The organism is Thermoactinomyces sp. DSM 45891, assembly GCF_900119485.1.
Lineage (GTDB): Bacteria > Bacillota > Bacilli > Thermoactinomycetales > Thermoactinomycetaceae > Baia.
Genome location: NZ_FPJZ01000001.1, coordinates 305,974 through 318,206 on the forward strand (window position 1 = coordinate 305,974; position 12,233 = coordinate 318,206).

Annotated in this window: 12 protein-coding genes; 7 read left to right on the plus strand and 5 right to left on the minus strand. The window is 40.5% G+C overall.

Annotation, left to right across the window (positions count from 1 at the left end; translation table 11 throughout):
* Positions 1 to 86: 86 nt before the first annotated feature.
* The gene (locus tag BT147_RS01520) at positions 87 to 2,150 is read right to left on the minus strand and encodes a sigma-54 interaction domain-containing protein (RefSeq protein ID WP_072330200.1); all 2,064 of its coding nucleotides are present in this window, start codon (positions 2,148 to 2,150) and stop codon (positions 87 to 89) included.
* A 131-nt stretch (positions 2,151 to 2,281) separates the two neighbouring features.
* On the opposite strand from BT147_RS01520, the gene BT147_RS01525 reads away from it, so the two are divergent.
* The 5 genes from BT147_RS01525 to BT147_RS01545 all read left to right on the plus strand — a co-directional run bounded on the left by BT147_RS01525 (position 2,282) and on the right by BT147_RS01545 (position 5,595).
* Positions 2,282 to 2,599 carry a DUF2627 family protein gene (locus tag BT147_RS01525; RefSeq protein ID WP_072330202.1) on the plus strand — a complete coding sequence of 106 codons (318 nt, stop codon included), beginning with the start codon at positions 2,282 to 2,284 and terminating at the stop codon, positions 2,597 to 2,599.
* Between the two features lie 141 nt (positions 2,600 to 2,740).
* Entirely contained in the window at positions 2,741 to 3,499 is a 759-nt protein-coding gene (locus tag BT147_RS01530) for a TylF/MycF family methyltransferase (RefSeq protein WP_072330204.1), read from the plus strand.
* A gap of 143 nt (positions 3,500 to 3,642) precedes the next feature.
* Positions 3,643 to 4,614: a superoxide dismutase gene (locus tag BT147_RS01535; protein ID WP_072330206.1), complete on the plus strand. Its 972-nt coding sequence runs from the start codon at positions 3,643 to 3,645 to the stop codon at positions 4,612 to 4,614.
* A 106-nt stretch (positions 4,615 to 4,720) separates the two neighbouring features.
* Positions 4,721 to 5,119: a hypothetical protein gene (locus BT147_RS01540; protein ID WP_072330208.1), complete on the plus strand. Its 399-nt coding sequence runs from the start codon at positions 4,721 to 4,723 to the stop codon at positions 5,117 to 5,119.
* Between the two features lie 215 nt (positions 5,120 to 5,334).
* Positions 5,335 to 5,595 (plus strand): hypothetical protein, encoded by a 261-nt coding sequence (locus BT147_RS01545; RefSeq protein ID WP_072330210.1) that lies wholly within the window; start codon positions 5,335 to 5,337, stop codon positions 5,593 to 5,595.
* Between the two features lies 1 nt (position 5,596).
* On the opposite strand, the gene BT147_RS01550 is transcribed toward BT147_RS01545, so the two are convergent.
* The 4 genes from BT147_RS01550 to BT147_RS01565 all read right to left on the minus strand — a co-directional run bounded on the left by BT147_RS01550 (position 5,597) and on the right by BT147_RS01565 (position 10,149).
* On the minus strand, positions 5,597 to 7,126 hold the full coding sequence (locus BT147_RS01550) for a YifB family Mg chelatase-like AAA ATPase (RefSeq protein WP_072330212.1): 1,530 nt from the start codon (positions 7,124 to 7,126) through the stop codon (positions 5,597 to 5,599).
* Positions 7,127 to 7,275: 149 nt separating this feature from the next.
* On the minus strand, positions 7,276 to 7,902 hold the full coding sequence (locus BT147_RS01555) for a methyltransferase domain-containing protein (protein ID WP_083426279.1): 627 nt from the start codon (positions 7,900 to 7,902) through the stop codon (positions 7,276 to 7,278).
* A 100-nt stretch (positions 7,903 to 8,002) separates the two neighbouring features.
* On the minus strand, positions 8,003 to 9,130 hold the full coding sequence (locus BT147_RS01560) for a DegT/DnrJ/EryC1/StrS family aminotransferase (RefSeq protein ID WP_072330216.1): 1,128 nt from the start codon (positions 9,128 to 9,130) through the stop codon (positions 8,003 to 8,005).
* Between the two features lie 44 nt (positions 9,131 to 9,174).
* Positions 9,175 to 10,149, minus strand: a complete 975-nt coding sequence (locus BT147_RS01565; protein ID WP_072330217.1) for a glycosyltransferase family 2 protein — start codon at positions 10,147 to 10,149, stop codon at positions 9,175 to 9,177.
* A gap of 312 nt (positions 10,150 to 10,461) precedes the next feature.
* Between BT147_RS01565 and BT147_RS01570 the strand changes: the two genes are divergently transcribed.
* Positions 10,462 to 11,202, plus strand: coding sequence for an SDR family NAD(P)-dependent oxidoreductase (locus tag BT147_RS01570; RefSeq protein WP_072330219.1), 741 nt, complete (start codon positions 10,462 to 10,464; stop codon positions 11,200 to 11,202).
* Positions 11,199 to 12,233 (plus strand): S-adenosylmethionine:tRNA ribosyltransferase-isomerase, encoded by a 1,035-nt coding sequence (locus BT147_RS01575; protein ID WP_072330221.1) that lies wholly within the window; start codon positions 11,199 to 11,201, stop codon positions 12,231 to 12,233. The genes BT147_RS01570 and BT147_RS01575 overlap by 4 nt, the downstream gene beginning before the upstream one ends.

A 12,233-nucleotide genomic window follows, 5' to 3' on the forward strand; every position in this document is an offset into this window, starting at 1 on the left:
CAAGGAAATGACATCAGTAACCGCTATACATTCTGCATTATTTTGCAAAAATGCAAGCTTTTACATGCAATAAATTGCAGAGTGCTTTATGTAATACGGGCGCGCTCCAATTTATAATATAAACTTCGTATGGAGATTCCTAACTGTTTTGCTGTTCGGGTCTTATTTTGTCCACAAGCATAATAAATTTGTGTAACATAGCGATTTTCTGCATCTACTAAATAATCCTTTAGGGGACGTTTCAAATCATCAGCCTGCTCTTCCTCTCTAATAACATCATGGACTTCATTTTGTTGAAATTCAAATTTTGGCAGATGTTCCGGTGCTAACGCCTGCTCCTGGACCGTCATATGAATCATAGCCCGTCCTAAGAAATTTTCTAATTCCCTTACATTACCAGGAAACGAGTACTGAGATAGAAGCTGAATGGCTTCTGGAGCAATCGTACGCACATTCCGTCCATACTCTTGATTAAACTTCCGTATGAGGTGGATTGCCAAAAGATCTAAATCCCCATCACGTTGGCGGAGAGGAGGGATCATAATCGGGAATACGTTTAGGCGGAAGAAAAGATCCTCTCTAAAATTCTTCTCTTCCATCGCCCGTTCTAGAAAAACATTCGTGGCTGCGATTACCCTGACATCGATGGGGATTGACTTGGTTCCACCTACTCGAATCACTTCACGCTCCTGCAGAACACGTAGCAATTTAGCTTGGATACTGGGTTGAAGCTCCCCGATCTCATCTAAGAATATAGTGCCCCCACTCGCCTCTTCGAATAAACCTTTTTTCCCACCCCGTTTTGCTCCTGTAAAAGCTCCCTCTTCATAACCAAATAACTCACTCTCCAGCAATGACTCGGACAAAGCAGCACAGTTTACTCGAATAAACTGGTTATATTTCCGATTACTAGCATTGTGAATCGCATGCGCGAACAACTCTTTCCCCGTTCCCGATTCTCCACGCAGAAGCACAGTAGCGCGAGTGTCCGCCGCTTGCTTAGCAAGTTGCATCGCGATTTGCATCTGCTCACTCTCACCAATGATATCATCAAATGTATACTTTGCTTCTAACTTTCGAATGATGCTTCGTGCTCGCTCTAAGTCTTGCGTTAATTGTTTTAATTCCGAGGTATCATGAACAATGGCTACACTTCCCTTTAATTCACCTTGTAAGATAATCGGAGCTACATTCACGATCACATCCCGATGATGAGGCCCTACCTCCATCTGTACTCCCCGAACCACCTGTCTGGTTCGAAGCACCTTCATATGCATACTCTCCGCACCTTCTGAAATATCTACCTCGGCTGGCTTTCCAATAACTTCCTCTGGCTGAAGTCCGGTTAACCTTGTATAAGCTGGGTTAATTAACAGACCCGTCCCATTTACATCCACAACGGAAATCGCATCATCTGATGAGTCTATGATCGCTTGCAAATAGCTTTTCATATCCTCTAAATCCATGATTTTTTGGATAAAGTGTTGTAGCTCGCTAACCTCGCGGAAAACAGCCACTGCTCCCATAACTTTACCTTCATGATTTTTCACTGGAACCCGATTCGTGACAATCTCCGTTCCACTTGGTAGCTGAAACGTTTGATTTAGTTCTGATTCCCCTGTCCGCAGCACTTCTTCTAAACGAGTATGCCCAACCACCTCGCGAAGTGGCTTCCCAATTAATTCAGTTCTATGTACTTTTAACATTTTTTCTGCTGAAGCATTTAAAATCGTAATCTGTCCTTGAGCGTTTACCGCAATCATTCCATCATGGGTAGAATCAATAATCGCCTCTAGCTCTTTTTGTCGCTGAATCCAAGCTTGAAACCAGCTCTCCTTCTCTTCAACCAAGCGCACCATCAAGTTGGCTATATCCCCTGAGACTAGAAGAGTTTTCTTTGATTTCAATGAGTGGATCTGATCATAAACAGCCACATCACCCGTTACCTCAATCACCACATCAGGTGTAAGCTCTAAAAATGAATTCAGATCGGATCCAGTGGCGATCCCTCTACGCTTCGCTTCTACAATAGCTGGTGTATGAGGTAGTAAGTCAACAATCCCAATCACTTCGATAAATTCAACATCCGATAAAGTACGAAGAAGAGCTGCTCCACCCTTTCCTCCACCCACAATCAACACTTTCTGCATAGATTCGCCCCTTTCCCGTAGTCCAGACTCTCTTTCAGCCTATCTTATCACAGAGAACGGCTCATACAGACTAGCAATCACTTGGCATTTAAGGTAACATAACACTTGGAAAAACGAAAGGCGGTTTTTTTATGAAACCCATCTACCAACGTATCATCGCCATTCTCCTCCTCTGTCTCCCTGGCGTCGCAGGCATTTACGGCTGGACAGAAATCCGGGAGGTAATCTTTTATTCCGCTGCTGGTGAAGGCTTCGGATGGCTTCGCTTTCTTTGGGGTTTACTTTTATTAATAGGTAGTTTATATATTATCGGTGGCTTTATCTTTTACCGAGATAAAAAAAACAATCGGATTTCTCCCAAGTTCTTAACTCCTGAAGAACGCGCCGAACGAGAACGCCAGAAACAAGACCCTGACTACAAAAAACCAGAGTTCCTCGATAAAGTATAAGAATATAAACATGCTATCCAAAAATGAGTCGCATTTCTGGATAGCATGTTTTTTAGTCTCTACATAGTGGATCACATGATATACATTTCATTTCACATTTTTCATTCATATTCATAGATTAAAAAGAATGGAGGAGATGGAATGAAAAAAAATCAGGCTGAAGATCTATATTTAGATCTACTCAAAAAAGCAATTCTATTTGAAATATGGATTGAGCATGAAAAAAACTATCATCATCCAAGTAACATTATGTTTAATCCAACAACGGAAACCAGGCAATCCGGACTCGATTGGCCTCCGATTGCTCACAGTATGATTGGTATAGAACGTATGAATAACCTACATCAATGTATGGAGTCAGTCATGACGGAGAACATAGAGGGAGATTTTATCGAAACAGGAGTTTGGCGAGGTGGTGCATGCATTTTTATGCAAGGTTTTTTGAAAGCTTATGGGATTACAGATCGAAAAGTTTGGGTTGCAGATTCATTCGAAGGATTACCTCCTCCTGACCCAAGCCATCCAGCTGATACACATTCATCCTTTCATACGATGGACTACTTAAGAGTCTCCTTAGAAGAAGTGGTAGATAATTTTAAAAAATACAATCTATTGGATGATAATGTAAAATTCTTAAAAGGTTGGTTCAAGGACACTCTTCCTACTGCACCGATCGAAAAAATAGCGATAGCGAGATTAGATGGGGACATGTATTCTTCCACATGGGATAGTCTAGCAAATCTTTATCCTAGAGTTTCGATAGGTGGCTATATCATTATTGATGATTACAATATTAATCAATGTAAAGCCGCCGTACACGATTATCGGAACCGCGCAGTGATCCATGATGAGATAAAACCCATTGATCAAAATGGTGTTTATTGGAGGAAAACAAAATAATACCTAAAAAAACCAAACAGAAACATAGAAGATTTTTTGTCTTCTTGTTTTTGTTTGTGTTTCTTTATTTGTACTCCACTTCCACACATGCCCTCTTTCTTCCAAACATACATATAAGAACAGATATGAAAAGGAGCATACTTATGAACAACCCTTACTATGTATACGTGTTTGATTGGATCAAAACGTGGATTATTAATACTTGTCGAATCCATCAACATTGGCTAAAACATCAAAGAGATCTTACCGATCATGATGATGTCTCAATCAAGCATTTAACAGCGATCGAAACTGCTTATCGTCAAATTGAACAAATGGCAAGTAGCCCTCATTCATCAATTGGAGAAATTGATGCTTATTTCTATAAAGTACTAAGCGCCCAAAATAAATATGAAAAGTACCTTCAGGCTCGTCACACAACCCACAATCATAATCAATCCCATATATACACAAATCATAGCCTTCATACATCCAGGGTAAGCAATGTTATCCCCACAGTTCAAAGGGTCCCGATCGGTCAACACCAACTCCCCTCACTCCCTTTTCCCTACCATGCATTAGAACCCCACATTGATGAAGTAACAATGCGTATTCATCATAGTGAGCATCACAAAAAATACGTAGCAGACTTAAATATCGCTGAACTCGAAATCGAAAAAGCTCGTCAAACTCACAACTTTGATCAAATGAGGCATTGGGAGCGAGAAGCCGCCTATAACGGTATGGAACACTATCTACATACGATTTTTTGGGATTGTATCAAACCAAACAGTGGGGGAGTCCCCACAGGATCACTCATAAAACAGATTCAGGCCGATTTCGGGAAATTCTCTACTTTTAAAAGCCACTTCTCTACCATAGCCGAAAAAATAACAGGAGGCTGGGTTATCCTTGCATGGAACCCTCGTACACTAAGGCTCGAAATCTTACAAATAGAAAAACAACAAATCCTCTCCCAATGGGACGGTGTTCCTCTTCTCTGTCTAGATGTCTGGGAGCACGCTTATTACCTCAAATATCCAAATCGCAAAAAAGAGTACATTAAGCATTGGTGGAACGTTGTCCATTGGGATGCAGTAAAGAGCCGCTTTCATCAAGCGAATACAAATACTTAAATCATTATGTCCCCTCCTTAATTTCTATTTTTTGGTTAACCACAGCCGTGCACAAAAATAAATACAAGCATATTTTATATACGGAAGACGAAAGGAGAATGATAAAATGGCTCTGACATATAATGTTTACGTTGGGGTTGCTTATAATGATTATATAAACAGAAATCTTCTCGTAGTAACAACTACTGTTTTCGGATCCGGTGGAAGCAACGCCTGTACCAAGGATGCAACTGTTATTGATGATGACCATGCAAGTAAACTTCTTCACATAGGGATTCCTTCAGTTCCTAATCCTACTCCTAGTTCAGATGTTTGTGACCCACAGGGGGCAAAATTAGTTGATAATCAAAATCTAACATTACGTTTAATCAAACTATCTGACGAAGAGTACACTTTATCCGTACTTACATTAATGGGTTGCACTAATGTTTCTATAAACTCTACTTTCGCTCAAGACTTGATAAAAGCAGGAATCCCAGTATCCCCCATTCATTTCTGTTCATGAGGACTAAAGAAGACTAAAAATGCGATTTATTCACTTTAACTGTGAATGAACCGCATTTTTTTAATATATCCAACACAATTGGTTGAATTGTCCATTGGGATGCGGTACGGAACTCTACAGAAATATCGTGATAAATAATAACAATATTTATCATTTTTATAACATAAATATAGTATCGATCATTCATTTAGTTGATATTGTAGGAGGAGTAAAGCATGGCGAAAAAAGGGTCTAAGTCCAAAAGCACCCCAGCAAGTGAACAGCAAATCGCTCGAGCACAAAAATCCCATTTTACAAATCGAGCCAATTACTACTTTCAGGAAGTAGTAGCCCCCATCGAGAGATCCTATCGACAAGCGATGGGTATTGGAAACTATGCAGAAGGAGTGAAACTCTTTGAAGCACTCCAGTCAGCTAGAGAAGAGTTTCGTCATCTGCTATATCGTAATGAATGGGCAAAAGTCAAAGCTAAATAATCTAGCCCCAGAACTTCCGATCCAAAGCCCGGTACTGAATCGCTTCTGCCACATGGGCTACCTGGATTTTCTCTTCACCCGCAAGATCTGCAATCGTACGTGCTACCTTTAAAATTCGATCGTGCGCCCTTGCACTTAATCCAAGTCGATCAAATGATTGATGTAATAGTCCTTTTCCATCTTGATCTAATTCGCAATATTTCCGAATTTGAACTGGTACCATGCTACTGTTACAAAGGGTTGCTGATTCTTTAAATCGCTCTTGTTGAATTTGTCTCGCTTGATTCACTCTTGATCGAATCTCCACCGAAGACTCAGGTACAGACTTAGAAGATATCGTCTCAAAGTTTACTCGCGGTACCTCCACATGCAGATCAATCCGATCGAGCAGAGGCCCAGAGATACGAGAGCGATATCTTTGTACTTGATGTGGGGTGCAAGTGCAGCTTCGGTCTTCCTCGTACCCATAGAATCCACACGGGCATGGATTCATAGATGAGATCAACATAAAATCAGACGGAAACGACAATGTTATCTTCGATCTACTAAGAGTAACCTCTTTATCTTCTAGAGGTTGACGAAGAACCTCCAATGCTGACTTTGAAAATTCGGGTAATTCGTCTAAAAATAATACGCCTCGATGGGACAAGCTGACCTCCCCCGGCTTTGGGATTTGTCCGCCTCCTACGATTCCAATCGAAGAGACGGTATGATGTGGGGAGCGGAAGGGTCGTTCTTGGACAAGTTTCCCCCTCTCAGATAGCAGACCAGCTATACTATAGATCTTCGTTACTTCTAGAGACTCTTGTCGATTCATACAGGGAAGAATACTTGGAATTCGTCTTGCAAGCATCGTCTTCCCAGAGCCCGGAGGGCCGATTAGCATTAAATTATGCCCGCCTCCAGCAGCCACTTCCATCGCTCGTTTTACATGTTGCTGTCCTTGGACATCTTTTAAGTCTGGTTGAGTCCACTTCGTTTGTTCGATCGTGGTAGCGATTTCTACAGCATCTGGGTGCCACTCTCCCTTTAAGTAGGCAACTGACTCTTGCAGTGTCTGTAGAGGGATGATTTCAATTCCATTTACTAAACATGCTTCTGCATAATTGGCGACAGGTACTAATACCTTGCTAAACCCTTGCTCTTGTGCACACATTACCATCGGTAAAATTCCATGTAGGGGGCGTAAACATCCATCTAGGGATAATTCACCTAAAAAAATCGTTTTATCTACACTTGTCCCAACCATTTGGTCACTAGCTAAGAGGATCCCCATCGCAATCGCTAGATCAAAGCTAGCACCTTCCTTTTTAATATCTGCCGGAGCTAGATTCGTCGTAATACGCTGTAAGGGAAAGTTTACTCCACTATTTTTAACAGCCGCCCGAACTCGCTCTCTGGATTCCCGAACTGCTGAGTCAGGAAGACCCACTATATCAAAAGCAGGTAACCCATTACTAATATCTACCTCTACCTCTACGACAAACCCATGGATTCCTAATACGGATGCACTATAGATCTTTGCATACAAATGATTATCCCCCAAACACCTGCTCCATAATATGGTAATCATTCGGCATCTTTTGACATAATCCTGCTCATTTTCTTGAACAAAACATAAAAATAGATGACTCTTATCTTACTAGTCATCTATATGAAAACGTACTTTTAGGAAGACGATTATGCATCCTTATGCACAATATAAAGATTATCTTCTTTAGAAAGACCTAATTTATGTGCTTCTTTGATAGAATATCTCTCTGCAATATTGTACAACTCGACTCTAAAACCGACTGATTCGAGTCTCTTTATATAATCTTCTTTCGCATATACTCGCACATGATTTGGATGGCCATAGGCTCTAGCCCGATCATCTGCAGTCATAACTCGCTCATCCTCAAAACTCATCGCCACATTCGTCGCCAGAGGCACTTGCATAATCCCCCAGCCTCCGACTTTCATCACTCTGTAAAGCTCACCCATCGCCTTACGATCTTCCGAAATATTTTCAAGTATGTGGCTGCATATTATGACATCAAAGGAATGATCTTCATAATAAAGATTCGTAACATCTAGTGCCTTAGTCCATGGATCTAGCGGTTTCAAATCGCCAGACACATAGTAGAGATTCGAGTGAATAGCAAGCTTATTCTTTACATTTTTTTCTTTTTCAGGATCAATATGAAACACAACTTTTGGGGCCATAAATAAATCGGTTTCTCTTTCCATAAACCATACATAAAGTCTTTCACGATCCATAGCCATACACATCGAACAAATTTCTGTTTTGGGATTCCAATTTTCCAAATGAAATGATTCTGGTTCAAAGAAATTTTTATGCAAAGGAATAAATTGTGCAATGTGATTCTTACAACATGGACAGTAATAGGAAGATGTATGTTCCAGACTACTCACCCCTATGTAATGTATTTGCTAGTGCTTTGACAATTTGTTTTACATGCTCCCTATCAATCTCCTCCCAAAATGGCAGGCTGATAATACGATCTGAAATGCATTCCGTCATGTACATCGTAGATTGATTGCTAGAAGAAAATTGTTTTTGTCTGTGGCAAGGCGGGGAAAAATAGCATCGCGTCTCAATCCCTTGTTTACCTAAATGATCTATGATTTGATGATTTTCACCTTGTGGACTGAGAACAGAGAGGAGTTGAGTCACAAGCTCCCCTGAGCAATTTTGAACTCTCCACCCTTTCTCAAATAAATTCCATTTGTCCATCTGCTCCAAATACCATTTTTTAATCTGCTTTCTGGATTCAACCTTCTGTTCAAATACATCCAATGTTGCCAAACCAATAGCAGCCATGTATTCGGACAGCTTACTATTGAGCCCTTTTAAAGTCGATTCCTTACTCTCCTTATAACCGAAATTACCCGCTTGCCGCACATTGGAGATGAGCGTCTGATCACCACTGTATACCAGTCCTCCCTCACCAATTCCAAACCCCTTAGTAGCATGAAAGCTGTATATAATACTCCCTAAAAAACCCTTCCCAAAATGTCCATACGTATCTCTTGCTCCAAAGCTAGCTGCTGCATCCACAACCACTGGGATGCCCTTCTTCTGTAAATCGTTATAATAGGTCAGGTCTATACAGGTTCCAAAGGTTGCATATGGAACGACAACTGCAACCTGGTCTCCTAGCTTTTTCAAGGTGTCCTCTAATATATCTACATTCATAGACCATTCATCTTCATGAATATCAATAAAATAAGGCTCTAATCCACACCAAACAGCCGCTAAAGGGGTAGCTGAGAAGGTAAAACTAGGCATTAGCGCATATCGACCATTTGGCCTCATACTTTCTGAAATAGCAAGCATTAGGCCAATAGTTGCATTATTAACTGTGCTAACCGCACCCTCCCCTTCGAAAAACTCTTGCAGAATCCGTTCTTCGAAAGTATCGTTCAAGGGGCCATAGTTCGAATAAATCCGATTTTCATCAATTTGCAAAAGATACTTTAGATATAATTCGCACTTCACTACATTAGGACGGAGAAATGGTATCGGTTTAATTAGCGAATCCCCTCACTTTATATACAAATCCACAGTAATGGTTGCTATATGCTACACACCTGTGGAATGTCCTCTAGTAGTCTCAAACATTTGTTACGCACTCCCTGCATAATAAATGCTTGATTTTCAATCGCCATTAATTCATGAATACGAGAGTCCCAACGTTCATTCCACTGCCTGAGATAACCTTTATACTCAGTCAATTCAATCAATTGGTTTTCAAATGAACTCAGCAGAATACTTGCCCATTCTGCTATACATCCTAGCTCTAAATCTGCTGGATTCATCTGATTATGGCCTAGATAAATCCTAGAGTAGCTTAATGGTTCAGCGATATATACTGCATCTCCTTGAGCGAGCAGAGACATCCAAGTAGCTACATCACTTAAGACAACATGATGAACACCTCCATACCTTGACCAGCCTTCCATGAGATCGCTTTTTCTAAATAATACAGTCGTAGATTCCCCTATAAAATTAGTAAACTGACTAAGCATGAGCTTCCCAAGATTTTTTCCATTAATAAGAGAATTTTGATGAAATAATTTAGCTGTACTTACTACTGGAGGGAGTTCACTTCCAGCGTCATCGACTATCTGTCTGTAAGAAGTGACCAATTTGACATTCGGTAGTTGGAGAAAGGAATGTACCATTTTTTCGATTTTTTCTCGATGAAAAAAATCATAATCATGTAGAAAGTTAACAAACTCTCCCGTAGCCATACTAAACAAGGTTAGAGTGTTCGCAAAGCCAGATAAGTTTCTACTTGCCTCTGCATTTCGCACATACTTAATGTGATCATAAGCATTTAAATAAGGCTTAACCAAAGACTCTACTCCATCATCCGTACTATCGTCCCCGATAATGATTTCAATATTGGGATATGTTTGATTCAGTACACTCTCCAACGCCTTCTTCAACATGTGAGGACGATTAAAAGCAGATATTAAAACACTTACCTTTGGAAAATACAAATTCTTTTCTTGACTCATAAACATTCTTTTTTGTCCCTGACTCATAAGCAACCCTCCCCTAATCATCCCTTTTATCGTTCTTCGTAGTATTTATTCATTCACCTCAAGGAATATTCTAAGAGTTAAAGCAAGAGAATCATGATGTCTACTGTAATCAAGAACCTATTTTTAGAAAAAATTTTATATTATCATTCGCATAAAAAGATGAAGTATCACATTCATTTCCTCTTTACAGATTATTGCGAAGGAGCTAAGATGTAGATATAACTTATTTAACTAAATGGTTAATTAAGTTTAAAAATAAACAACAACCCTTATAAAAGCGTACTATTCATGAAATCCAAAGGAGCGATTTATATGTCAATATCCTCAAATCAGGTTATTATGATCACTGGAGCATCAAAAGGGCTAGGACGTGCTTTAACGCTAGCATTTTCTAAAAAAGGAGCAAGATTAGCTATTTGTGCCCGAGAAGAAACGAAATTACTCCAAGTAAAAAAGGAAGCGGTACAACAAGGAGCAATGGAAGTATTAGCCATAACTGCCGATCTGTCGATATCTCGTGATGTAGAACGATTTGTGGCATTGACTGAAGCAACATTTGGTACCATTGATGTCTTAATTAATAACGCATCCATATTAGGACCTAGCCCCATGCCCCTTCTGGCCGATTATCCCGAAGGTGACTACCAAGACGTTCTTCGTGTAAACGCAGTGGGGCCTTTTCTCGTCACAAGGAGAGTGGTGGCAAAGATGCTACAAGAGAAAAAGGGTTCGATCATCAATGTAACTTCAGAAGCAGGACATACAGGCTATCGTGGTTGGGGGGCTTATGGGATCTCCAAATTTGCGCTAGAAGGATTAACCCAGACATGGGCTGATGAGTTAGACGGTACTGGGGTTCGAATGAATATGGTCGATCCAGGTGAAATGGACACAGAAATGCATGCTTTAGCAGTACCAGATTGCAATTACGATCTCGTTGATCCAAATGAGGTCGTAGATGTATTTTTACACTTAGCTTCAGCTGAATCAACGGAAAATGGTGAACGAATACAAGCTACAGAGTTCCTACAAAAAAGAGGGGCCTTATCATGACAAAATCCCTCTCCTTCTACTTACCAGACTCCCTTCATGCATCCTCGCCACCTGAACGCCGTGGCATTCGCCGTGATCATGTAAAATGTATGGTTTTACATCGCCAAACGGGTAAAACCACACATACTCTGTTTCAACATATCGATTCCTATCTGGAAAAAGACGATTTGTTAGTACTAAATGCCAGTCGAACCATCCCAGCTGTTTTTCAAGTGGATTGGATACGGGACCATGTACTCTTACAATCGCAAGTAGAGATTAGACTTGCACGACGAATCAATACTATGAACTGGGAAGCGTTAATCGTAGCCGCTGGAGTTAAGTTAGAAGATAAATTCCTTTTCGCTCCTTATCTCCAAGCAACCGTTACTTCGCTATTAGATACTTCGCTTGTAACCCTACAGTTTTCCCAATCTGGAAATCATCTACTTGAGTGTTTCTATGCTCTAGGTGAACCGATTCGCTATGAATATATCACTCATCCGTGGGATCTAGACTATTACCAAACCGTTTATGGAACCGTGCCAGGTTCGGTAGAGATGCCTTCTGCTGGAAGAGCTTTTAGTTGGGAATTACTACTGAAACTACAGCAAAAAGGAGTGAGAATTGCTTATGTTCAGCTCCATACAGGACTTAGTTATTTACTCGATGACCAGGCGTATCTAGATCCTAAAAAGCATACTGAAGAATACTTCATTCCTGTTAACACTGTTGAAGAGATCAACACAGCGAAGAAACACGGGAAGCGGGTCATAGCAGTTGGTACAACAGTAATAAGGGCTTTAGAGACATCGATTGATAGTGATGGCGAGCTCATTCCCCAAACCGGTTGGACCAATCTACATATCACAGCCACTACAAAACTCCGTGTCGTAGATGGGCTAATTACAGGATTTCATGAGCCAGAAGCAAGCCATCTCGACCTTCTCTCCTCTCTGATCGATCCAGAACGAATCCTTCATGCTTATCAGGAAGCGATCGAACATCAGTATTATTGGCATGAGTTTGGTGATATGAACCTCATTCTATAA